Origin of the sequence: Pseudomonas sp. PvP100 (assembly GCF_017833055.1) — a bacterium.
GTDB classification, from domain to species: domain Bacteria; phylum Pseudomonadota; class Gammaproteobacteria; order Pseudomonadales; family Pseudomonadaceae; genus Aquipseudomonas; species Aquipseudomonas syringae.
Map to the genome: position 1 here is coordinate 880,661 of NZ_JAFIBO010000001.1, position 24,726 is coordinate 905,386.

12 protein-coding genes are annotated in these 24,726 nt (G+C 58.8%); 11 read left to right on the forward strand and 1 reads right to left on the reverse strand.

What is annotated here, in order from left to right:
- The first annotated feature begins 136 nt into the window (after nucleotides 1-136).
- The 4 genes from JOE39_RS03780 to JOE39_RS03795 all read left to right on the forward strand — a co-directional run bounded on the left by JOE39_RS03780 (nucleotide 137) and on the right by JOE39_RS03795 (nucleotide 15,199).
- Nucleotides 137-4,480, forward strand: coding sequence for a hypothetical protein (locus tag JOE39_RS03780; RefSeq protein WP_210077874.1), 4,344 nt, complete (start codon nucleotides 137-139; stop codon nucleotides 4,478-4,480).
- A 49-nt stretch (nucleotides 4,481-4,529) separates the two neighbouring features.
- Nucleotides 4,530-9,740, forward strand: coding sequence for an imidazole glycerol phosphate synthase (locus JOE39_RS03785; protein ID WP_210077872.1), 5,211 nt, complete (start codon nucleotides 4,530-4,532; stop codon nucleotides 9,738-9,740).
- A gap of 36 nt (nucleotides 9,741-9,776) precedes the next feature.
- Nucleotides 9,777-10,262, forward strand: a complete 486-nt coding sequence (locus tag JOE39_RS03790) for a hypothetical protein (RefSeq protein WP_003394655.1) — start codon at nucleotides 9,777-9,779, stop codon at nucleotides 10,260-10,262.
- Between the two features lie 95 nt (nucleotides 10,263-10,357).
- On the forward strand, nucleotides 10,358-15,199 hold the full coding sequence (locus tag JOE39_RS03795) for an RHS repeat-associated core domain-containing protein (protein ID WP_245227468.1): 4,842 nt from the start codon (nucleotides 10,358-10,360) through the stop codon (nucleotides 15,197-15,199).
- Between the two features lie 79 nt (nucleotides 15,200-15,278).
- On the opposite strand, the gene JOE39_RS03800 is transcribed toward JOE39_RS03795, so the two are convergent.
- The gene (locus JOE39_RS03800; RefSeq protein ID WP_003316599.1) at nucleotides 15,279-15,542 is read right to left on the reverse strand and encodes a helix-turn-helix domain-containing protein; all 264 of its coding nucleotides are present in this window, start codon (nucleotides 15,540-15,542) and stop codon (nucleotides 15,279-15,281) included.
- A gap of 242 nt (nucleotides 15,543-15,784) precedes the next feature.
- Here JOE39_RS03800 and kdpF point away from each other — a divergent pair, with 242 nt between their 5' ends.
- The 7 genes from kdpF (at nucleotide 15,785) to JOE39_RS03835 (ending at nucleotide 24,088) form a co-directional block, all read left to right on the forward strand.
- Nucleotides 15,785-15,880 carry a K(+)-transporting ATPase subunit F gene (kdpF, locus tag JOE39_RS03805; protein WP_003406089.1) on the forward strand — a complete coding sequence of 32 codons (96 nt, stop codon included), beginning with the start codon at nucleotides 15,785-15,787 and terminating at the stop codon, nucleotides 15,878-15,880.
- A gap of 2 nt (nucleotides 15,881-15,882) precedes the next feature.
- A complete protein-coding gene (kdpA, locus tag JOE39_RS03810; protein WP_024665644.1) occupies nucleotides 15,883-17,577 on the forward strand; it encodes a potassium-transporting ATPase subunit KdpA in 1,695 nt (564 codons plus the stop codon).
- A gap of 10 nt (nucleotides 17,578-17,587) precedes the next feature.
- A complete protein-coding gene (kdpB, locus tag JOE39_RS03815; protein ID WP_046266406.1) occupies nucleotides 17,588-19,666 on the forward strand; it encodes a potassium-transporting ATPase subunit KdpB in 2,079 nt (692 codons plus the stop codon).
- A 54-nt stretch (nucleotides 19,667-19,720) separates the two neighbouring features.
- A complete protein-coding gene (gene kdpC, locus JOE39_RS03820; protein ID WP_003394661.1) occupies nucleotides 19,721-20,293 on the forward strand; it encodes a potassium-transporting ATPase subunit KdpC in 573 nt (190 codons plus the stop codon).
- A gap of 67 nt (nucleotides 20,294-20,360) precedes the next feature.
- Nucleotides 20,361-23,024, forward strand: a complete 2,664-nt coding sequence (locus tag JOE39_RS03825) for a sensor histidine kinase KdpD (RefSeq protein WP_210077870.1) — start codon at nucleotides 20,361-20,363, stop codon at nucleotides 23,022-23,024.
- Nucleotides 23,021-23,713, forward strand: a complete 693-nt coding sequence (locus JOE39_RS03830) for a response regulator (RefSeq protein WP_003394668.1) — start codon at nucleotides 23,021-23,023, stop codon at nucleotides 23,711-23,713. The genes JOE39_RS03825 and JOE39_RS03830 overlap by 4 nt, the downstream gene beginning before the upstream one ends.
- Nucleotides 23,714-23,809: 96 nt before the next feature.
- On the forward strand, nucleotides 23,810-24,088 hold the full coding sequence (locus JOE39_RS03835; RefSeq protein WP_003316607.1) for a lipoprotein: 279 nt from the start codon (nucleotides 23,810-23,812) through the stop codon (nucleotides 24,086-24,088).
- Nucleotides 24,089-24,726 lie beyond the last annotated feature (638 nt).

Sequence of the window (24,726 nt, forward strand, 5' to 3'; positions counted from 1 at the left end):
GTACCCACGCAACAACCTAGCAGTAGTGCTAGTGGGCAATTGATGTGCATCGGCGTAAAAAAATCCTACTCGCATCCTCAGGGGCAACCCTTGCGATATACCCATTTCAGGCGGAAACGAGAAAGGAGTCTCACTCATGGCGCTGGATCTTCCCGCCCCCAAGGTGCCCGACCTGCAGCCCGGGAACTACCTCGATCTGGAACAGTTGGGCAGTGCCGACCTGATTACCTGGATCAACTACCCAGGCATCAAGAACGGCGATCGGTTCATGCCCAACTGGCGAGGTTGCGGCGCTCTGGGCGCAGTGGAGGACTATATCAACGATTTGATCGAGGTCGTGGGATTGCAGCCTGAAGGCATGCCCCTGTTGATCAATAATCCGCTGCTGGTGAGGCTTGATAAGGGGTGGGTGTTTTACTCGTACATCGTCGTTGGTCGCCCCGATGAATCCCTGCGCCTGTTCTTCTATGTCGGTAAACCGCCGTCAACGGCCGCCGGGCTGGGGGTGCCGCAATGCAGGGAGTCTCACGATCTGAAGCTTGATCCCGACCTGCTGTGGGAAGTCGATGAGGTGCTGATCGTAACGCCGCCGTATCTGGCCATGCGCGAGGGCGACAGGGTGACCCTCACGCTGGATCTTTATTTCGCTGAAGGCGATTACTTGTACCCTCTGTTCTTTTCCCAGGTATTGACACTGAAAGAGGTGGGCCAGCCTTTGCAGTGGCCGATAGAAACCAACGAGTTTGCGGCAATTGAAAATGGCTTCGCTCTGATGAGCTACTGCATCGAATATGCCGATTCCACATCGACAACGGCTTCGGTCACCCAGTCTCTGGCCATCGTCGCACCCTCAGCGGCGTTATTGCCCGCCTTGACCATCAAGGATTTCAGCGGCGGCTCACTGGACCCGGAGGCCTTTCCTGACGGCATCACCCTGCTGATCGACCCTTTCGGCATTCAGATCGATGACGATGTCGTGGTTTACGTCTCCAGCGGCAATCGGCTGGTGCAGACCCTCAGGGCTGACATCTCTAATCTCGACAGTGGCGTACTGCAGTTCTCGCTGGCTCAGGCCTGGCTTTATGCCAATAACGGCAAGGAAATCGAGCTGGTGTACCAGTACGCGCGACCCGGCCATGCAGCCAGCTCGTTGCCGCGCAAGGTCATTCTGAGTCGGCCACTCGATCTGCCGGTGCCCGTTATCGAAGACGCGATCATTGAGAATCCCGTTGAAGGGGGTGTGAAGGGCTATATCTTTGCCTCGCAGCTGGAGACCGGTGTGAAGATTCGCATACCGAAAGAAGCGGTCATAGGAGAAGACTCCACGGTACAGATGTACTGGGACGGTTATGGAAGCACGGGCAGCTTTATCGCTGATCCTTCGCCAGACGATCCGCGCCTGTTCCTCATCCCGGCCACAGCAGTCCCGGCCAATATGGGCAAGCGTCTGGCCGTGTATTACAAGGTCGTTTCAGCAACGCAATCGGGCACCTCGAAAGTATTCGATCTGGAACTCAGAGCTCAGGGCTTCGGTTGGCCGTACATCCAGATCATGCGCCCACGCGCCACCGACGGCCGGCTTTCACTGGCCGAGGTACCGCGAGAAGGCGCTGGTCTTGACTTGAATTCCTGGGTCTACATGGCGCCCGGGCAACGGGTACGAATCAAGGCCACTGGCTTGTTGAAATCGGGCTCGGAGCAGACGGTCGGGCTACGTACCGGCGCCGCCGAACCGCTCAGTGAGGCGGAATACGATGCCAGGAAGGTATCGGTGATTATCCCGAGGGATTTTCTGGAAAGTCTGCAAAGAGACACTCAGACCAACACCGTGAAGGTTGAAGTCAGCTTTGATGAAGGGGCGAATTACACGCAGTTTCCGTCCATCGGTTTCACGGTGCTGGACGATCTTTTTTTACAGGGCGGCGGGCTGGCGCATGACGCGACAGGCACCGGCATGACCCCACACTTACATGGACGTGATCGTATGGCCAATAATTCGCTGAACAGCCTGACCGAGTGGATGAAAAACCCCGACAACAATGTTATGTGGGGCTGGGATTCCATCGCCGCAATGGCCCAGGGCAAGGTGAATAACCTGTTGCTTCAGGAATACATCGCGCGATTTTCGTCGAACGCTTATCTGAAGCCTGTGAGCGGAGAGGTGGCACTGAGCGACGGCTTCAAAGAACGTATTCACAATTTCATTCTGGATACGCCCAGGCTGACGTTCTCGAACAATGACCTGGGTCAGTCTCATGCGACATTGACCTGTTCCATTCTGGGCGGAACGCAATTGACGATGAGAAATAACGTCGATAATTGGGAAGCCGACAGAGTGATTCATATCGATGCGCTTCAAGGTCCGAAACTGACACTGGATCTTGCGCTGGAAAAGGTTCCTGGCAGTGTCCAGAGTGATGGGCGGGTGCGGCTCGACCTCAAGGACAGTGACAATTTCATTCTGACCTTCGCGGTTGACAGGGCTGACCGGGTACTCGGCGGAAGTTTTTTCAAAGCCCTGTTCACTGCATTGCCGGACGAGCAGCGCGTATGGACGTTGGGCGTGATCAAGCGTGGCACCAATAATCTGATGCACCCCCAGTCCTTCAAACTGCGCACCCAGACCAATCCTGCCGCGCCTCTCGACCCGCAGGCCGCCAACTACGGCGACGGGGCCGTGCTGGTGTTCATTCGCCTGGAAGGCAGTCAGGAAGGCGGCGACATCCCGTTAGAGTACCAATACCTGATACCGGATGATGTTGGTAAAGATTATTCGGCCACGGTGTTGTTCAGTGCGGAGCGTACGTTCAAGGCGGCACTGTTCATCGGTGAAGTGACCAGGACCATTGCTTCGATTATTGAAGGCGTGGTGTTCAACACGTTCCATGATGGCTCCGGCCGACCGGTCAAGGCGACGGCCACGTCGGGCAGACTGAAAACGTCCGACTCGAGCAGCCAGAATGTCACGGTTCAAATCGATGGCGTGCCAGTCCAGGCAAATGTCTACAAAAGCGAGACCTCGCTTGACGCGTTCGGGAGCGCACCTTTGTCGGTGGAGCTCATTGGCGATGGCATGGTGGAACTGACCTGGAAGCCCAAAGCGACCCCCAGCGTAATACTTACGTTGCCAGGCGGTGTGCTGCTACTGGTCATGAGCAAGGTCATCACGGTTGAGATACGGTGCATTTATAACTTCGCCGAAGAAAACAACGACCTCGTTCTGATCCCCAGTCTCACGATAAGTACCACCAGCAGCGAACCGGATGTCTCAGAGAACGATCCACCAGTAAACAGCCTCTCACTAGCTTTCTTGATACTGTCGGTAAAGAACAATTTCGAGACGCTGGATACGCATCCGTTCGAGTCCGACATCAGGGCCGTACTGGAAGGCAAACTCGCTACTCGTGTGCCGATCAGCTCGTTTATCCGGGACAGTATCGACCTCAGTTTCAACGAAGCCATTGTGCCTGACGTACTGCGTGCGCCCAGAGACATTGCCGTCTTCGGCCGTATCAACAGTTCCGGGGCAGACTTTGTCGTCAGCCCTGCGGAGCACCTGATGGCCGTCGACAGTTCCACCACGTTTGCCATTCAACCGCCGGGTGCGAATGTGAGGTGGACTGCCGAACTTCTGCAGGGTGATGCACAGAACTTCGGCGCCATCAACAACTCCGGCAGGTACTACGCGCCAGAAACATCTCTAACCGAGCTTCCATTCACACGTGTTCGGGTGACGGCCACTGACACCGACTCGAACTATCAAAGTTCGGCCCTGGTCACGATCGTGACCAATCCGATCACTCTCAATCCGTTGATCCAGGTGTGTGACGCCAGGGCGACGGTGGAGCTGGAGGCAGGTTCGCTCGGCACAGAGGAAATGGACTGGTCGATCAAGGATCCGGTGGCTGGCGAAAGCGGTGTTCTGGAGCCCAGCGCACTGGCTGATGGTGATCACCGTTATGTCGCAGCATCAAAGGTGCCCGGCAAAACCTACGTATTGGATCAGATCGTCGTGACCAGCGGGCAGGCGAGTGTTTCTTCGTGGGTACTGGTAAAGCATCAGACACCCCTGTTAACCGTGAAAGTCGTCAACACCGTAAAGGTTTCGGAAGTTCTGGACGTGGTAAGAACATTGAAAGTTTTAAGGGTTGTGAAAGGCACGAAAGGCCCAAAAGTTGTGACCCTCTGGAAGCGCGTGAACGCTGTGAACATTCGCGCCGATCAGGTTCAACTGGAAGCGTTTGCCAATGGCGTTCCGATGCCAGGCACCCGGTGGAGAGTCGGCGTCGGGGGCGGGAACGTCCTTAACGGCCTGTACACCCCCGACGTACCTTCGACTGACCGGTTTGTGCTGATCTTTGTCGAGGCCCCGCATTCAATCCTTGGCATCATAGAAGGGCATATCATATTGCCGCTGCCGCTGGACCGGTTTGCCGGAGATCTGGAATTGATGAAAGACAAAAAAGTACAGACGTCATAACCGAGCGTAAGCCGGTCTTATGTTTATCTACATCACAGGAGGTGATGTCATGGCTGGTTATTCAGCGGAAAGTCTGCTGGCATGGATGAAAAATACCACGCGTCTGAGAGGTTGGGACGCGATCATTGCGCTGGATGGCGACAAGGTCAACGAGCTGCTTGACCACCTTTACCAGAAGAGTGTGGCTCAGGGGCTGTCGCGTCCGGTGCCGGATGGAAGTATCGCGATTCCCGATACGCATGACTCTCACTTTTTCTCGGGCTGTGTTCTCGGTGCGCCAACCTTGTCGTTCAAACACAGTGCGCTGGAGCATTCCCAGCTGGCCTGGCGCATTTCAGTAATCGCCGGTTTGCATACCGTGCTGGAGAACGTTCAAGGACAGCACAATGTTCACAGAATCGCTACCTACGATCCGCTGAACGCGCCGCACCTGGATTTTGATCTGCAAATGAGCAGTCAGAGCGCGGATCTGGTTGTGGATCTTGGTCTGGCTGAAAACCTTACGCTGGATTTTCCGGGCGGGACTACCGAACAAAGCAAGGTAGGCGAGTTTTTTCAGGGTTGGTTGATCAACCCGGAAAATCCGCAGCAGCTGTTCAGGTTGGGCATTTTCAACGAGCAGAGCAACGAATTGCTTAACGTACGCAGAATTGATGTGCGCTCACAGCTTGAAAGCTCCGATGCCACATCGGTGCATAAAAAAGGCGCCTTGTTACTGTTCACGACCATGGAGTACGGCGTCAGTGGCGGGATTCCGGGTGACGAGTCCGACTTCCGTTACCTGATTCCCAACGATGCTCAGCTTTCGTATTCGGCGACCGCCGTGTTTTCCTCCCACGCGTTGCACCGTGCTGCCTTTGGCCATGCGGTGATGCAAATGCTCCAGGCACCCGACTTCAGCTTCATCGTTTCGGAGGATAAACCGCTGCAGCGGATGGTCGCCCGGGCCGGCACGTTTGCAGTTCCTGCTGGAGACTATCGAAGTGCGGACTATGTCTTCGAATCGGAGCCTTTCAGTGTTCAGGCCTTCAACACCCAGCATCCCCTGACCATTGATTTCGAGTACACCCAGACCATGCAGACCTGGGAATTCCCCTGCACGCTGGGCTTTCGCTACAGGGCGCTGGACAGCGATCAATGGCAATCGCACAACGCTACGTTCAACATCAGCCTCAAGCATGAGTTTCATCTGATTGAAAGTGAGTCAGATGATCAGGCAATGGAAGGGCAACTTTATGCGCCTTATCTGTTCGATCATGAAGTCAGCGCCGTTCCGGGAACGCTGGACAACCTGAGTGCCGGGGAACTGGAGCAGATCAACGGTTTCGTGGCCTACACCGTCAAACACGCACTGTTGCAAGGGTTGAGCAACACCCTGGATGCAACCGGCGCCGAGCGTTTTCTGGGCGGCTGGATATTGCCTGACGAGCAAGCACTGCACCCTTTACTCAAAAGTCTGCCTTATGACCTGGCCGTGTTCGGTCGTATTGAACCCGGTGCGTCCACATTCAATATCGCCGAACAAAAGGCAATGATCGGCACGGGAGAAACGCTGCAATTTACCACCCGGCCTGCGCGCGAAGGCCTCATCTGGTCCCGGACGAATGCAGCGGACGGCGATACTGAAGGTCCGGGAGAAATTGATACGCAAGGCATGTATACGGCTCCTGCAGCGCTGCCCGTGAGGCAGGGTTTTCAACGCGTATTGATCAAGGCAACTGACCCGGTGTCCGGACATTGCAGTACGGCATTGTTGACGGTGATGGCCAGCAGCGTCAGCGTCAGCCCGTTGATTCAGGTGTGTAATTACGGTGAACGGATAGCGCTCTCAGCACGCAGTTCGCGCACAACTCCCCTGAAATGGACCGTGGTCGATCCGGTGCCCGGACAAAGCGGGACGCTCGAGGATGGCATCGATGCGCCGCATGAGAAGTTTTACATCGCCGGCCCAGGGGGCGCTGGGAATACCTATGTTCTGGACACAATAACGGTCAGCGACGATCAGCACACCCAGTCAATCCAGGTACTGGTTCTTCGCCACTCACCGATGCTGCCCATCACGCTGGTTAGCGTCAACGATCAGCGTGCCGAGCTGAAAGTCGTCGTCAACGGCAGAGTCCTCCCGGTTACCTGGAGTTGGAGCGGGCCGGGCTGGATAGATCCCGAGGGTGTGTACAGCAGTGATGCCAACGCACCTGAGCGCTTCGTTGTCGTGTTCGCAGAACTTTTCGATGACACACTTGGCATGATGGCCGGGCACCTGATTCTGCCGCTGCCATTGAGTGACTCGACCGGGGTGCTGCAGGCACTGACCGGGCAGCCAGCGTTGGGTACGGCGGGCACTGCAATGCCTCGTTCATTGAGCGGTATTGTGCAGCGCGCCGGTGCCGGTGCTTTGACCCAGGGCTGGGGAGGCGTCGCAGCGGTCAGTCGCAGCGATCTCAACCGGCATATGGAACAGCAATACATTGAGCGCTATCAGGAGCTGGACTTCTTGCCGTTGTTCACCGGCGACATCGTTGTGGATGAGCGACAAGGCGACACTGTTCGTCTGAAGCAGGTCGAACTGGGTGTGCCGGTCCTGTCGTTTCTGCCTGAGTCGCCGGGCTACAGCAGTGTTCTGGTCACGATGCGTATCGTGTCTGGCCGCTACAGCGGCCTGCATCAGCCGCAGGGAAGCGCGACCACCGTGTCCGGCAGCTTCATCATCAGCGAGCCGATGGGCTTCAGGCTGGCGATGACGGTTGACCTCTTCGTGGGCGAGGAGGGCCATGTGCTGCTCGATCTGGCGGGCGGGGCGGGCGTTACCTGTAATCTGGGGGGCATCGATGCTGTGATCAATCAGCGACTGGCAGATTTTTTTGCTCAGGAGCTCAAGCAGACCGCACTTCATCGCCGGGTTTTCTCAGTGCTGCAGGCACAGCTCAATCAATACCACGTTCAGACTCCAGGCAGCTTGCGGCTTCTTGCCCGCGCCGCGCCGCGTTCAAACGATGCGCACACGGACACTGCGGGTGATGGCGCGCTTATGCTGTTCATGCACGCGCAGGATGGCGAGGGCGAAGGCTTGTTTCCGCCGACAGATGCTTTCGTTTATCCGATACCTGATGATCGCGGGGCAGACAATCAGCCAGCATACGGCACCGTGTTGATGCTCGCGCAAAAGACCCTGTCGATGATCGAACGTGAACGCTTGCAGATGCTGGACATCCTGAAGTTCACCGGTGGGCGCGTATTTGAACCGCTTGAGCAGCATCGCGCACATGACCTGCTGTTGTTTGGCAGCCTTCGTGCAACACAGGCCAGCATTACGCCAATGTTCTCGACCCTGGCGGCCGGGCAGACCCAGCGTTTCGTCCTGCGCAACTCACAAGGCGAAGAAATACCGGCCACCAGTTGGAGTGCGTTAAGCATTCAAAGCCACGTGGCTGCCGGAAGCGGCAGCATCTCTTCCAGCGGCGTTTACACGGCAGCGGATCTTGAGGCGATCGGCCATGACGCGATTCGCGTGGTGATCACCGCCGCCTATCAAGAGTCAGGCGCTGTCGTCAAGGTCTCGGCGCTGGTCAGTGTGGTATCACGGAGCATGGAGTTGGTGCCGCGTGTAACGGTAGTTCCGGGAGGGGCTACGCTGCAAACGGTCTCGCTGGCTGCTTCGACGCTTGACGGCAGCCCGGTGAGCTGGACGCTGCTGGGTGCTGAGCTTGGCAGGTTGAGTCAGGCCGACAAGGGCGCGCTCTTCAGTCCGGACGCCAGGTCCGGGAAAAGAGCGCTGGCCGTGCAACAGATCGAGGCGTTGGGCAATGATTATGGCATCGCTACCGTGCTTGTCGCCAATGGGCAACAAATGCTGCGCATCGAGCCGGCTTTCGTCCCCAGAGCACGGCCAACGGTGGCGGTGCAGTTACAGGATGACCGTGCACTGCTGCCCGGTCTTGAGCGACGCTGGAAGGTGGTGGGCGGACCAGGCACGGTGGATCGGCAAGGGCTTTTCATGCCGCCCGACCAGAGGCTTGTCGCCAGCAGCGTGGTGAGCTGTGAAGTGGTGAACAACGGGGTGGTTCTTGCGTGTGGCTATAGCGTCATCGAATTGTCTGAAGTGATCGACGAAGGTCGTTGGGAAGAAATGTCGATGTTCACCGTTATGGTCCCCGGCACGTCGTCGGGTGACCAAAGGACGGGTAGTCTGTACCCCAACGGTTATCAGCAGCTCAGGCTGCAGGTCAAGACCCAGGTGATGCCGGTGGACGGTGTCGATTACCAGCTGAGCCCCACCGAAATGGCTTCCATGCGTCTGGTAGACGATATCACCGGACAAAACATCGAGTCAGTGTTCCCCACTCTGGACGGCATGCCCGAAGGTGATGACCAGGCTTGGCGCGTGCGTAAACAACATAACCGCTTCGAGTTGTCCGGGGCTGGCGTTTTCGCTGCTGAGTCGGGTCTGGATGTTCCACGGCCAGTCGCCCAGGACTTCTACCTGCATAGTCGGGCAGAACCCGGTTTCAGCGGTGTTTTCTATGCGACCTTTCAGGATGACAACGGCAAGTGGTGGACCTCGGTGCAGTACGAAGAGGTTAACAGCAAGGTCGAAATCAACCCGCGACGTTTGCCCACGTTCGATACCCGCAATTACACCTTCGTTCCGAAACGTCTGGATAACAATGGCACAGATCCTTCGGTTGATCCGCCTCCAGAAGGCTCTCCAGATGATCCTTTCGATATGCACTTCAATACCACCGATTACTGGAAGCTGAATGTCACTAACCCCGATACCCAGCAAGAGGTAAAGTTCGAGACGCTGAAGTTTCTGCCCTACAGGCCCGACAGTGACGTGATCAATACCTCGATCATTCTCTGGGAAAGCAGGCAGGCAGCAGAAGTAATGTTCAGTTGGACGGGGTTTATCTTCGACGACCCGGCGGTCAAAGGCGATGTGAGCAAGGTGCGCTTTGACGAAGTGCTCAAGGATGTGATGGGGGACGTTCACACGTTGGACATTGACGTCGATACGTCCGTATTCGAGACCGGCAAACTGATTATCAGCCTGCATCGCCTCCGGGGCCTTACATATATCCCGGAAGGAGATCCCGCCCGCGACAAGTTGATGGGGACACTGGCAGCCCCGAGTGCACTGGTAGTCCTGTTGATCGATAAGCAGGGCAATGCCCATAAACGGCGAATCAGTTTTCTGCCCAGCGGCTCCGGCAGGCGCAACCGCCTCATGCATACCTTGTATTCGGAAACCCGGCCTCAATGAGGCATTGACGCAACAAATTGACAGGGAGTCATCACCATGAATGCGCTGAATAAAACCCTCGCGTACCTGGCTCTTGCGGGGTTGGCAGGCTGTACGTTAGTCCCGTCCCACAGGCCCGTACCCAAGCCCCCGGCAGAGCCGGTTCGTCTCATCATGCTCGCAGAAACCTCCGATGGCGGCGGCAAGAACTGCACGTTTGTCGCCAAGGACGACGTGGTTCGTCTCAACAAGGGTGATCATGAATGCACAAACGATCAGATGAGTTTTATAAAGCTGGATAACGTGCGTTCGGCCATGAAGATACTCCTGGAGTCCAGAGATTGCGATGATCCGGGAGGCTGGGTATTTGGACTCGAAACCTATATCGACCCCGTTACAACAGCCTGGATCTCTATCGACCAGCTCAGAAGCAAACCGGTCGAAAGCATTATCACTCGCGGCGTTGTTTTGACCAAGGCGTATAGCGGAGGTGAAAACATAAAAGGCAAGTTGTCCTGCGTGCGTGTCGATGTATCGGATTAGCCCTCAGCACCACCGGACCTGTCAGGCCAACGTGTTAATCGTCACCCGCATGGGGTGACGATTATCCACTCTATAAAGTTCGAGGTTCATGAATCATGACAGCATCGACTTCCGTACACTCCAACGCGTTCAACTTTCTGAGTTATGTACAGAGCGGCGTTGACCCCCGTACCGGGCAATATACGGTGGCGATTACCTTGCCCGACGTCAAGACCAACGGATTACGTGGCCCGGGCGTGCCGCTGGCACTCCACTATAACCCTCTCAACCGACAGGACAGCGGCTTTGGTCTGGGCTGGAATCTGCAATTGTCGCAGTACGATCCGGGTAGTCAGATCATATCGCTGAGCAGCGGTGAGACATTCAAGGTCGATGGCACCGGCGACGGCCAGATGCTGATGTCGGAAAAGAAAATCGACAGCTTTCACTTTTACAAGGAGGACGAGACCCACTACCGGGTGATGCACAAGTCGGGTCTGGTGGAGCGGCTTGAAATGCGTGGCAGCGGGACCAACAGAGTCGCGCTGCCGGTGCGCGTACTTGCTCCTGAAGGTCACAGCGTCACACTGGATTACACCTCTTTCGGCGGGCATCAGATGCTCAGCGAAATCAAGGATGACTCGGGCCAGATATTGCTCGGTGTCAGCCGCGAAGAGACAGCGGTGAAGCTGCGTATGACCACTGGCGAGGAACCGTATGCGACATTTGTAATGGTGCTGGGCGGATCGGATCACCGTGTCAATCGTATCGAATTGCCGACTGACAATGCGGCCTCCTGGCGTTTTGCATACAGTCGGATCCGTGACCATTTGTGCATGACGTCGGTGGAAACACCCGTCGGCGGTCGGGAGGAGATCTTTTACACCGACAGCGGCCATCAGTTTCCTGCCAAGGCGGCACGTGACCCTTTGCCCCGAGTCACGCGTCATCGCACAACGCCCGGATTCGGTCAGGCACAAATGGACGTCCATTACACCTATCAGGACAGCGCCGGGCGCCAGCGCAACTTTCTGGGCGCCGGGCTGGATATCGCTTGGGAAGATAACGGTCTGGACAATCTGTATCGATATCTCGGGGCGGAGCCGTACGAGTATTCGTCGACTGAGACATTGCGTGTTCAGGTTGCAGGCGAGGCTGACGCCGAGCGCAGCATCGAACGGACGTTCAACCAGTTTCACCTGCTTACTCGAGAAACCACGCGCAAGAACCTTACGGTCATGCAGGTGGACACTCGCTACTACATCGAGCCGGGGCAACCCTTTTTGACTCAGCCCGCCTATTGTCAGTTACCCAAAGAGGTCGAGACCACCTGGCGGCTGTCATCAGACGGCAGTGTGCCGCGCAGTGAAGTCGTCAGCAGCACCTATGACAAGCACGGCAACCTGCTCACTCAGACTCAGGCCAACGGTGTGGTCGAGGTCAGTGAGTGGTATCCGGCCGACGGTGAGGACGGATGCCCGCCAGACCCTGAAGGCTTCGTGCGCTGGATGAAAAGCAGCCAGGTTATTCCGGCGGCATCCGGCTACGGCGATGCTCCGGTCATGATCACCCGTTATCGTTACCTGGCATTGCCTGCGGTGGATGGCGGTCAGCTGCAGGAATGGCTTGCACCGCAAAGCGAGACGTTACTGATGCAGGCCGCTGATGATGAGCACGAGCAGCGCCTCACCACCTATGAATACTTCAATGAGCCGAACAACGCACGCCTGCACGGCCGGCTCAAACTGCAACGGGTGATCATGGGTGAGAATGCAACCAGCACAGAATATGCCTACAGCACCCCTGACAGCGAGATTTATGGCAAGACTGTGTTGCAAACCAAACAGACCGTGACCGGCTTCGATAACACGAAGAAGGTCATTACACTGGAGGACTCTTTGCTCAACGGCGAACCCTTGCTCAATCGCGACGACAACAACGTGGAAATCCGTTATGTCTACGACAGTCTGCGCCGTGTACTGAGTGAAACCGTGGCGCCAGATGATGATCTCTATGAGGCGACCAGAAGTTATGAGTATCGCCTATGTGCCAAGGCCACTGATCAGGCCATGCAGACACTCATCGACGTCAAGAAGGTAAAAACCTGCAGTCACTTCGATGGCCTCAACCGGGTTATCTACGAGGAGCGGGATGACGCAGATACCCCCGCACGTGTCGACATACCTCGACAGACCTACGCTGCCGTTTATGACGCATGGGGGCTGATGATCAGCGAAACCGAATTCGACTGGCTGGATGAGCAAAACCTGGCTCTGAAGAGCCTCTTCGAATACGACGATTGGGGCGAACAGCGTTCCGTCACCGGGCCGGATAACGTCAAGACGGTCGAAGAGACCGACCCCATTGGTACGTTGCAATCGCAAGGGCCAATTCAGCGTAGCTGGATCGAGGGCGCCGGTGGCGTCGGCAAGAGCGAGTTCACCGAGTCCTGGATGAGCCTGTTCGAACAGCCGACCCGTAGTGAGCGCCTGGATCAGGCGGGCAACTCGGTCAGTCTGAGCCAGTACCATTACGACGGTCTTGGCCGCCGTGTCGAGGAAGTTATCGGGGTGGCAAACGGCGGCCGGCGCACCACCTATCTCTATGACGTCTTCGATCGGGTGATCGAGTCCACATTGCCAAGCCGGGCCATCGTGCGTCGCAGCTACGCAAGCTACAGCAGCGAAGACTTGCCTGTCAGTATCGGCATCGAGCACAACGGCAAAAGCATTGTGTTGGGAGAGCAGGAGTTCGATGGGCTGGATCGTCTGGTCAGTTCTGTCACCGGTGGGCGTAAACGTACGCTTGTTTACGACCCCGGTCTGCTGCAACCCAAAACGGTAACTCTGCCCAGCAAGCGGAGAATCGACTATGAATACAAGCCCCAGGTGGGCGATGAGCCGTGGCGCAGGGTGCAGTCCGAAGCGGAGCCTGAACCTCAAACCACCTGCAAGGCCGGTCTGCCGAGAGAGTCCGCGACGACGCCAGCGCCTGGCAAGACTGCGGAGCCGGGTGTGGCCGCCGATTACAGTTACGATCAGCAGAACGCCCGTCTGATTCATTCCGAGGAGCAGGGCGAGATACTGGATCGCGCTTATTACAGTACCGGCTCGCTGAAAAGCGAGACGCGCACCTCTGCAGGCAAAGCCTACGAGATGTTTTACAGCTACAGCCGACAGGGCCTGTTGCTGTCTTACACCGATGTACTGGGACAGGAGCAGGTCAATCGTTATGACAACTGCGGTCGTCTTTACGAAACTTCGCTGGGTGAGGTGTATTCAACGTTCGACTATGACACTGCCTTTGGTCGGCTCGCAAAAATCACCACCACCGACAAGACCAACGGCAGCCGCGAGAGAACCGTCGCGATCAGCCTTGAATATGATGATCTGGGACGGGAAGTCAGTCGTGTATTCGACCTCGATGGTGTCAAGCAGCAGATGGTTCAGGTCTATGACGATGTGGATAACATGGTCCAGCGCACCCTGAGCCAGGGCACGGAAATACTCCGTGACGAAAACTACAAGTACGATGCCTCCGGCCGCCTGACTCAATATCAATGCACGGGCACTCAGCGGCCGGTGGACCCCTATGGCAGGACTCTGCTGGCGCAGAACTTCACTTTCGATGGCGCGAACAACCTGACGGTCGTCACGACCCGCTTCGATGGCGGCACCAACAACGCCCGGTATTTTTACGAAGGTGACGACCCCGTACAGTTGAGCCGGGTAACGAACAGTAACGGCGAATACTACCCGCCTGAAATCAAACTCCACTATGACCCGGACGGTAATCTGGACATCGACGAAGCCGGTCGCACGCTTAAATACGATCCCCTCGGCCGCCTGATCGAAGTAGGCACGCCCTCAGCCGGCGTTCACTACCAGTATGACCCCCAGGACCAACTGACAGGGGAGACCCGCGGGGAGGACAGGGATCTGCGCTTCTATCGTGACGGGGAGCTGGCTAATCAACTCGGTAGCCATGTCCAGAGCACCTTCATGCGTGGCGACGACTACCTGCTGGCCGAACAGCAGATCGATCGGACGGTGCTGCTTGCCACCAACGACAGTGACAGCGTGCTCGGTGAAGTCGATGCCAACGGGATCAATCGGAGGTGGTATACGGCCTACGGCCACGCTAGCGGCGAAAATCCACCGCACGGCAGACTGGGGTTCAACGGCGAACTGGCCGAGGCGGATACCGGCTGGCAAATGCTGGGTAATGGCTATCGGGCCTACAGCCCTGTGTTGATGCGCTTCAACAGTCCTGATAGCTGGAGTCCGTTTGGCGAGGGTGGGGTGAATGCTTATGCGTATGTTGAGGGGGATCCGGTGAATAGCGTGGATCCGACGGGGCATGGTATTTTTTCTGGATTGTACAAAGCTGTTGTCAGAAAATTTAGTAAGGTTGCAACTACAAAATCTGCGCTCGCACAGCAGGTTCCAGGAGATCTCAAGTTGTTAAGGGGTAAGCCTAAGAGGGCTTTGTATCCTATTGATAGTAATGATGTGAGTAATCTTGATAAAATTGCGAGCGATAAAGCAGGCAGAGTTACGACTCTTCAAGAAGCTCTCCAAGAAAAAATAACTTCTGCTAAGAGTGGATTAAAAGGCTCTCGTGTCGAAGAGGGAATACAGCGTCAGTCTTGGTTCACGTCCGGGGTTGATGAGATTTATCAGGCAGGAGTTGAGTCTCAACAAGCAAATCTGGCAAGAAACTATGCACAAAACAATGTTGGCAGTTTGGGTATAACGCGACCTTCCAGAAAAACGGCCAAGAGGCTGAGTGCTAAAATTGAAAAGAACAATAAAATTAACAGCGGAGCGTTTGCTGACGCAATGGAAGAAATTCGCTTTGTCGAGAATTATCGAAGTCGAGAAGCTGCAGGACTTGGGCATGGGCGTGAAAGACGAGGGCTCTTTGGAGCACCTCATCCTGGTGGCAGGTTCAATTAATAGTTTCAACTAGCTGTGTCAGACAAGCGTGGCTGTTAAAGCCACGCTTGTTATCTTGATGTTTTTTTATGTGTCTGCATCACTCCACCAAAATAACCCCCTGCCTGATCGCCATCACCAGCGCGGCCTTCAATGACGTCACCCCGAACTTGCGGCGGATATTGCTGGTATGAAAGTGCACGGTCGCTTCCGAGCACCCTTGTATTCGGGATATCTCCCAGGCGGATTTGCCGATCGCCACCCATTCCAGGACTTGTCGTTCCTTGACAGTCAGCTGGACGGTGGCGGGGGGGGCTGGGGAGGGCGGCGTGGTGCCGGGTGGTTTTCCATTGTCGCGAAGCATGGTGAAGTCCTTTCCCTGAAGATCGCCGCACCACGATACCCCTGCATCCCCTAACGCGAACCTGACATAAATGACAGCGCCGCAGGACCGTGAAGGCCTTGCGCCGTCAAGGCTGTAGCGCTTTTTTACAGCTTCTTTACGCCCCGGCCAGCCTGTCGATCTCGCGCCTTTACACCCTGCCTGTGGACAATCACCCCACGCGGCCTTCGCCGTACCGGTGGTGCCTGATGGGGGAAATTTCAATGAGCGTTATGGATGGTATCTCTCTGTTGATGGGAGTCGGGCTGTTCATCTATCTGCTGGTGGCGCTGTTGCGCGCCGACCAGAGTCAGGAGTGATCATGCACAGTTACGATTATCTGTTGATCCTGGCCTTTCTGGTCCTGCTGCTGGCCCCTGCGCCGTGGCTGGGACGTTTCTATTACCGGGTCATGGAAGGCGAGCGCACATGGCTGAGCCCGGTGCTGGGGCCGGTCGAGCGGGCCTGCTACCGGATTTCCGGCGTCGACCCGAAAACCGAACAGTCCTGGAAGCAATACGCCTGGGCCTTGCTGGCGTTCAACCTGGCGGGCTTTGTCGTGTTGTTCGCCATCCTCATGCTGCAAGGCATGCTGCCGCTCAACCCGCAGCAATTGCCGGGCATGGAGTGGTCGCTGGCCTTCAACACCACCATGAGTTTTGTCGCCAACACCAACTGGCAGGCCTACAGCGGCGAAGCGTCGCTCAGCTACCTGAGCCAGATGGTCGGCCTGACCGTGCAGAACTTCGTCAGCGCGGCGACCGGCCTGGCAGTGCTGGTCGCGCTGTGTCGCGGCATCAGTCGTCGTTCATCGCAGAGCCTGGGTAACTTCTGGGCCGACATGACCCGCGCCACGCTCTACGGGCTGTTGCCGATCAGTATCGTGCTGGCGGTGTTTCTGGTCTGGCAGGGCGTGCCACAGAACTTTGGCCACTACATCGACGCACTGACCCTGCAAGGCGCTGACCAAAGCCTGCCCATGGGCCCTGCGGCCAGTCAGATCGCCATCAAGCAACTGGGCACCAATGGCGGCGGCTTCTTCGGCGTCAACTCGGCGCATCCGTTCGAGAACCCCACGGCCTGGAGCAACCTGTTCGAGCTGGTATCGATCCTGTTGATCCCGGCTGCACTGGTGTTCACTTTCGGCCACTACGTCAAGGACATGCGCCAGAGCCGCGCAATCCTCGGCTGCATGCTGGCGCTGCTGTTGATCGGCGGTGCGGTCTCGCTGTGGGCCGAGTACCAGCCCAACCCGGCGCTGAACATCGCCGGTGTCGAGCAGACCGCACCGCTCGAAGGCAAGGAAACCCGCTTCGGCACCACCGGCACGGTGCTGTGGTCAGTCGCTACCACTGCGGCCTCCAACGGCTCGGTCAACGGCATGCACGACAGCCTCAACCCGCTGACCGGCATGGTCGCGCTGGTCAACATGATGGTCGGCGAAGTGATCTTCGGCGGCGTTGGTGTCGGCCTCAACGGCATGCTGCTCAACGTACTGATTGCCGTTTTCCTTGCAGGCCTGATGATTGGCCGTACCCCGGAATACCTGGGCAAGAAGCTGCAAGCGCAGGAAGTCCGGCTGCTGGTCGCGACCCTGCTGGTGATGCCGGTCGGCGTACTGGTGCTGGGCGCGATTGCCGCGAGCCTGCCAGGCCCGGCCGGTGCCGTCAGCAACCCTGGCCCGCACGGCTTCAGTCAGTTGCTGTACGCCTACACCTCGGCGACGGCCAACAACGGCTCGGCGTTCGGCGGTTTCAGTGCCAACACGGTGTTCCACAACCTGATGCTCAGCCTGGCGATTTTCATCGGCCGCTTCGGTTACATCCTGCCGGTGCTGGCCCTGGCCGGTAGCCTGGCCATGAAGAAGGCCGCGCCGCAGGGCCAGAACAGCTTCCCGACCCATGGCCTGCTGTTCGTCACCCTGCTGACCGTCACGATTCTGCTGGTGGGTGGTTTGACCTTCCTGCCGACCCTGGCACTGGGGCCGATTGCCGAACACCTGAGCCTGGGTTTCTGAGGAACCGATCATGAACTTACCTATTAATCCTGCAAAAAATGCTGCTGCGAAATCTACTGAATCGCAGGCCACCGAATCGGCAAAAACCGGCATCGCCGCCCTGTGGCGTCCGGCGCTGGTGCAGGCGTTCGTCAAGCTCGACCCGCGTCAGCTCAAGCGTTCGCCGGTCATGCTGGTGGTGGAACTGACCGCCATCCTGACCACCGTGCTGTGCGTCATCCCCAACCCGCAGGTGCCGACTTCGGTCTGCGTACAGATCGCCCTGTGGCTGTGGTTCACCGTGCTGTTCGCCAACTTCGCCGAAGCGCTGGCCGAAGGCCGCGGCAAGGCCCGCGCCGACAGTCTCAAGGCGGGCAGCGAAGGGCTCAAGGCACGTATCAGGGACGACAACGGCAGCCTGCGCATCATCAATGCCAGCGAGTTGCGCAAGGGTGATGTGGTGCGCGTCGAGATCGGCGAAATGATTCCCGGTGATGGCGAAGTCATCGAAGGCATCGCTGCGGTCAACGAGGCTGCGATTACCGGCGAATCCGCGCCAGTGATTCGCGAATCCGGTGGCGATCGCTCGGCCGTGACCGGCAACACCCGGCTGGTCTCCGACTGGCTGCTGATACGCATCAGCGCCAACCCCGGTGAGTCGACACTGGACCGCATGATCGCGCTGGTCGAAGGCGCCAAACGACAGAAGACCCCCAACGAAGTCGCGCTGGATATCCTGCTGATCGGGCTGACCCTGATCTTCCTGCTGGTGGTCATCACCTTGCAGCCGTTCGCCCACTTTTCCGGTGGCAGCCTGCCGCTGGTGTTTCTGGTAGCGTTGCTGGTCACGCTGATCCCCACCACCATTGGCGGCCTGCTGTCGGCCATCGGCATTGCCGGTATGGACCGCCTGGTGCGCCTCAATGTGATCGCCAAGTCCGGTCGCGCCGTGGAAGCCGCAGGCGATGTGCATGTGCTGCTGCTGGACAAGACCGGCACCATCACCTTCGGCAACCGTCGCTGCGCCGCCGTCTACGCTGCTCCGGGCGTGACCCCGAAGGAACTGGGCGAGGGTGCTTTGCTGGCCTCGCTGGCCGACGACACGGCAGAAGGCAAATCCATCGTCGAGTTTCTGCGCAACCTGCACCCGATGAACGAGCCGACCCTGAGCTCGGTGACGGCTGTGCCGTTCAGCGCTGACACACGTCTGTCCGGCGTTGATTACCAGGGCCATGTGTACCGCAAGGGCGCGGTGGATTCGCTGCTGGCCTTTATCGACATGCAGCGCAGCGAGCTGCCGCCTGTACTGGCCCGCGAGGTCGAAAAGATCGCCAAGACCGGCGGCACACCGCTGCTGGTCTGCGCCAACGGTCGGTTGTTGGGCGCGATCCATCTCAAGGACGTGGTCAAGCCAGGCATTCGCGAACGCTTCGAAGAACTGCGCAAACTGGGTATCCGGACCGTGATGGTCACCGGCGACAACCCGCTGACTGCCGCAGCGATTGCTGCCGAGGCCGGTGTCGACGACGTGCTGGCTGAAGCCACGCCGGAGAAGAAACTGGAGCGAATTCGCCAGGAGCAGGGCGAAGGTCGTTTGGTGGCGATGTGTGGCGACGGCGCCAACGACGCACCTGCACTGGCCCAGGCCGACGTCGGCATGGCGATGAACGACGGCACCCAGGCCGCACGCGAAGCGGCCAACATGGTTGACCTCGACAGCGACCCGACCAAGTTGCTGGACGTGGTGCAGATCGGCAAGGAGTTGCTGGTTACCCGCGGTGCGCTGACCACCTTTTCGATTGCCAACGACGTGGCCAAGTACTTCGCCGTGCTGCCCGCGCTGTTTGCCTCGATCTACCCGCAACTGGGTGTGCTCAACGTCATGAAGCTGGCCAGCCCGCAGAGCGCGATTGTCTCGGCCATCGTCTTCAACGCGCTGATCATCGTCGTACTGATCCCGCTGGCCCTGCGTGGCGTGCGTGTGCAGGCGGCCAGCGCGGCTCACCTGCTGCGTCGCAACCTGCTGATCTACGGCCTGGGCGGCATCGTCGTGCCGTTTATCGGCATCAAGCTGATCGACATGCTGCTGGTCGCACTCGGCCTTGTTTGAAGCCTGTGCTGCACGCCGGTCGGCGTGCAGCCTCACCTGATTGAGGATGTGCAGATGTCCAATGTATTGCGTCCGGCCTTGAGCCTGATCGTGTTGATGAGCCTGATCACCGGCGTGGCCTATCCACTGGTGGTCACCGGGGTTGCGCAAGTGGCGTTTCCGGAGCAGGCCAATGGCAGCCTGGTGTATGACGCGTCGGGCAAGGTGCGTGGCTCGGCGCTGATCGCCCAGTCGTTCACCGGCGATGAGTGGTTCCAGTCGCGCCCCTCGGCTGGCGCATTCGCGACCGTGGCCAGCGGCGCGAGTAACTTCGCGCCGAGCAACCCGGCGCTGGCGACACGCGTGAAAGAGGACGCCGCGAAACTGGCCAACGTCTCGCAGGAACCGATACCAATGGCCTTGCTGACCACCTCCGGCAGCGGACTTGACCCGCACCTCTCGCCTGAAGCGGTGGCCTGGCAGGCCGGGCGTGTTGCAGCGGCGCGCCAGTTGCCACTGGACAAAGTGCAGGCGCTGATCGACGCCAATACTCAGCGTCCGCTGATCGGTCCACCCGTGGTTAACGTATTGGCCTTGAATATGAGCCTGAATCAGTTACCGTCTGCACCGCGCAACGCGCAGCTGTAACAAAGTGCGCCGTGTACGCAGCAGATTCACTAAGCTGTAGCTGATCAGAAAGAGGGTGGTAACCAACGTGAGTGATTCCGGTCGAGCTGACGCACTGCTGGCCCAGCTGCCCCGCGAGGGGCGCGGGCGGCTGAAGGTTTTTCTCGGGGCTGCGCCAGGCGTCGGCAAGACCTACGCCATGCTCCAGGCGGCTCACGCGCAGCTGCGCCAAGGGGTGAAGGTGCTGGCGGGCGTGGTCGAAACCCACGGCCGCGCAGAAACCGAGGCGCTGCTCAACGGCCTGCCGCAACAGCCCTTGCTGCGCACTGATTATCGCGGCATGACCCTCGAAGAAATGGACCTCGACGCGCTGCTCAAGGCTGCGCCGAGCCTGGTACTGGTCGACGAACTGGCGCACACCAATGCGCCCGGCAGTCGACACGCGAAGCGCTGGCAGGATATTCAGGAACTGCTCGCCGCCGGCATTGATGTGTATACCACCGTCAACGTCCAGCATCTGGAAAGCCTGAATGACCAGGTGCGCGGCATCACCGGCGTGCAGGTGCGTGAAACGCTGCCGGACTGGGTGTTGCAGGAAGCCTTTGATCTGGTGCTGATCGACCTGCCGCCCCGTGAACTGCTGGAGCGCCTGCGCGACGGCAAGGTCTACGTGCCGGAACAGGCACGCGCGGCCATCGACGCCTTTTTCACCCAGACCAACCTCACCGCGCTGCGCGAAATGGCCATGCAGACGGCGGCGGCGCAAGTCGATAACGATCTGGCGCAGGGCTATCGGCAGTTGGGCCAGTCGGCCCCGGCGGTTCGCGGGCGGATGCTGGTGGGCATCGACGGTGATATCCATGCCGAGCGTCTGGTGCGTCACGCCAGTCGGGTTGCCCAGCGTCGCCATCTGCCTTGGAGCGCCGTGCATGTGGACGACGGCCAAACCCTCGACGAGCAGTCCCGCGCGCGTCTGCAAAGCGCTCAACAACTGGCCGAGCGGCTCGGCGGCGAAGCGGTTTCGCTGCGCGCCGGGGAGGTTGCTCGAACGCTGGTGCAGCATGCCATCGAACGGCGTGCCAGCGTGGTGCTGGTCGGCCAGTCGCGTCGGCACTGGCGGCGTAAGATCTTCGGTGGCGGTGTGGCTGCGCGTTTGCTGCGCGAAGGGCACGGGCTGGAAATCTCGGTGCTCGACGACAGCGAGGAATTGCCCGATCAGCCGCCGCGTGCGCGCCCGCCTCGCGAAGTGGTGTGGTTCGATTACGGCCTGGCTTTCGTCGCCACGTTGATCGCCAGTCTGGTGGCCTGGGGCGTTGCAGGCGTGCTGGCGCTGCCGAACATTTCCCTGATCTTTCTTGCTGCGGTATTGCTGGTCGCCGTGCGCAGCAGCATGGGCCCGGCGCTGGCCTGTGCCGGGTTATCGTTCCTGGCGTATGACTTTCTGTTCATTCCGCCGAGCTTTTCCCTGAACATCCAGCGCGAAGAAGACGTGCTGACGCTGTTGTTCTTCCTGCTGATGTCGGCCCTGACCGGCAAGCTCGCAGCACGTCAGCGCAGGCAGTTGCAGGCGTTGCGCGATACCCAGGAGCAGACCAGTGAGCTGCTCGACCTGTCGCGCAAGATGACTGCCGCCACTGACGGTAAAGCGGTGTTCAGCGCAGCAGAACAGCATTTCTCCGGCTGGAAGGAACTGCACCTGTGTCTGGTCGACCGCGACGGAGAGGGCGGCTGGGTGGTCGAAACCGGCGGGCCGCTGACCTTCTCGGAAGCCGAGCGTGCCGCTGCCGACTGGGCCTGGAAGCACGATCAACCCGCGGGCAGTGGCACTGGCACCTTGCCGTCCGGACGCTGGTGGTGGTGGCCGATCACCGCAGAAGAAGGGCCGTTGGCTTTACTTGGGGTATGCGCGCGGGAAGGCCAGTCGTTCACTGCGCAGCATCGACGTCTGCTGGCGGCGCTCACCCAGCCACTGGCGCAGGCGCTGGCCCGCGCGCAATTGGCCCAGGAGCTTGAAGCCGCGCGTCTACACGGCGAAACCGAGCAATTGCGCAGCGCCTTGCTGGCTTCGGTATCCCACGACTTGCGTACCCCGCTGACCTCGATGCGCGGCAGCATCGACAGCCTGCTGGCCTTGGGTGAAGCCATTCCACTGGAGGATCGCCGCGAGCTGCTGGAAGGCACCCGCGATGAAGCCGAGCGCCTGGACCGCTATATCCAGAACCTGCTGGACATGACGCGTCTGGGGCACGGTGCGCTGAAGCTGGCCCGCGACTGGGTGTCGCCCGCCGATATCGTCGGCAGCGCGCTCAATCGGCTGCGTGCCGTACTGGCGCCATTGCAGGTCAGCACCCAGGTGACCGGCGAGCTGCCGCTGCTTTACGTGCACGCGGCGCTGATCGAGCAGGCGCTGGTCAATGTTCTTGAGAACGCTGCGCGCTTTTCGCCGGTCGATGGACGCTTGCAGGTAGCGGCCGGTGTGGTCGACAGTGAACTGTTTTTCTCGGTCAGTGACGAAGGCCCCGGTATTCCCGAGGACGAACGAGCGAAGATTTTCGACATGTTCTACACCGCCGCCCGCGGCGATCGCGGCGGGCAGGGCACGGGGCTGGGGCTGGCGATCTGTCAGGGTATGATCGGCGCGCACGGTGGGCGGCTAACGGTCGAGGAGGGCATCGACGGGCTGGGTACACGCATCACTCTGTTTCTGCCGCTGCAGGCGCAGCCGGATGTGGAACTGGAGGAGTCCGCTTGAGCCAGGCGACTACCATTCTGGTCATCGACGACGAGCCGCAGATTCGCAAGTTCCTGCGCATCAGTCTGGTGTCGCAGGGCTACAAGGTGCTGGAAGCCGCCACGGGCGCCGAGGGTCTGACTCAGGCGGCGTTGAACAAACCGGATTTGCTGGTGCTCGACCTTGGGTTACCGGACATGGACGGTCAGCAGGTGCTGAGCGAGTTTCGCGAGTGGTCGGCCGTGCCGGTGCTGGTGCTTTCGGTGCGCGCCAGCGAGGCACAGAAAGTTCAGGCGCTGGACGCCGGCGCCAACGACTACGTGACCAAACCGTTTGGCATTCAAGAGTTTCTGGCTCGAATCAGGGCGCTGCTCAGGCAGGCGTCGGGCAGTGAAAAGCCCGATTCTGCGCTTGAGTTCGGGCCGCTAACCGTCGACCTCGCCTATCGGCGTGTGCTGCTCGACGGTCAGGAAGTGGCGCTGACCCGCAAGGAATACGCGGTGCTGGCACAGTTGGCGCGGCACCCCGGACGGGTCATTACCCAGCAGCAATTGCTCAAGGATATCTGGGGGCCTACGCACACCGAAGACAGTCACTATCTGCGTATCGTGGTGGGGCATTTGCGGCAGAAGCTGGCAGATGATCCGACCGCTCCGCGGTTCATCCTCACCGAGCCTGGAATAGGGTATCGTCTGCTGGCTGATCACTAGATGAAAAAAGCGAGCATAGCCCCGTGCTGCGGCACTTTTACTGCCGCCCACCGTCAAAGCCGCACACTCCCTGTTCTCTTTTGAGGTAACACCCGCATGAAAGCCCTTATCTGTCTGCCATTGCTTGTTTTGGTTCTTGCGGGTTGTGCTGGCAAGACCGGATATCGCGACAGCTGCGCCACTCAGCTCGACGCTGCCTGGCATGAGCTGGATCTGGCCAAGGCTGAAGGTTTCGCCGGAACGGTCAGTTACTCCAAGGCCTTGTCGTTGTTGACGGGTGCCAAGACTCAGCAGCAGTTCGAGGCGTTTGAAGGCTGCACCGAGAAGTCCGAGAAAGCCCGCTTCTACATCCGCGAGTCCCGCGCTGGCCGTTGACACCTGACGATACACAGGTCTGCTCTTGATTCTGGCCGAAGGCCGTGGGAGCCAACTTGCTCGCGAAAGAGTTCGCACAAACGCCGAAAATGCATCGACTGAAACACCGTCTTCGCGAGCAAGCTCGCTCCCACCAGGTCATCAGTGCCGGAGGGCATTCGCACGGCTCGAAACACCGTCGACCTGTGTGAGTAATCCACATGGCTTGAAAACACCCCGGCCCTGTGTGAGTGTTTCACATGGCCCGAAAACACCCCGTACCTGTGGGAGCGAGCTTGCTCGCGAAAGAGTTTGCACAAGCGCCGAAAATGCATCGACTGAAACACCGTCTTCGCGAGCAAGCTCGCTCCCACCAGGTCATCAGTGCCGCATGGCATTCGCATGGCTCGAAACACAGCCGACCTGTGTGAGTAATCCACATAGCTCGAAAACACCCCGGCCCTGTGTGAGTGTTTCACATGGCCCGAAAACACCCCGTACCTGTGGGAGCGAGCTTGCTCGCGAAAGAGTTTGCACAAACGCCGAAAATGCATCGACTGAAACACCGTCTTCGCGAGCAAGCTCGCTCCCACGAGGTCATCAGTGCCGCAGGGCATTCGCACGGCTCGAAACACCGTCGACCTGTGTGAGTAATCCAC

Coding starts and splice junctions, on each gene's coding strand:
- JOE39_RS03780 (WP_210077874.1), top strand. CDS start 137: ATGGCGCTGGATCTTCCCGCCCCCAAGGTGCCCGACCTGCAGCCCGGG.
- JOE39_RS03785 (WP_210077872.1), top strand. CDS start 4,530: ATGGCTGGTTATTCAGCGGAAAGTCTGCTGGCATGGATGAAAAATACC.
- JOE39_RS03790 (WP_003394655.1), top strand. CDS start 9,777: ATGAATGCGCTGAATAAAACCCTCGCGTACCTGGCTCTTGCGGGGTTG.
- JOE39_RS03795 (WP_245227468.1), top strand. CDS start 10,358: ATGACAGCATCGACTTCCGTACACTCCAACGCGTTCAACTTTCTGAGT.
- JOE39_RS03800 (WP_003316599.1), bottom strand. CDS start 15,542: ATGCTTCGCGACAATGGAAAACCACCCGGCACCACGCCGCCCTCCCCA.
- kdpF (WP_003406089.1), top strand. CDS start 15,785: ATGAGCGTTATGGATGGTATCTCTCTGTTGATGGGAGTCGGGCTGTTC.
- kdpA (WP_024665644.1), top strand. CDS start 15,883: ATGCACAGTTACGATTATCTGTTGATCCTGGCCTTTCTGGTCCTGCTG.
- kdpB (WP_046266406.1), top strand. CDS start 17,588: ATGAACTTACCTATTAATCCTGCAAAAAATGCTGCTGCGAAATCTACT.
- kdpC (WP_003394661.1), top strand. CDS start 19,721: ATGTCCAATGTATTGCGTCCGGCCTTGAGCCTGATCGTGTTGATGAGC.
- JOE39_RS03835 (WP_003316607.1), top strand. CDS start 23,810: ATGAAAGCCCTTATCTGTCTGCCATTGCTTGTTTTGGTTCTTGCGGGT.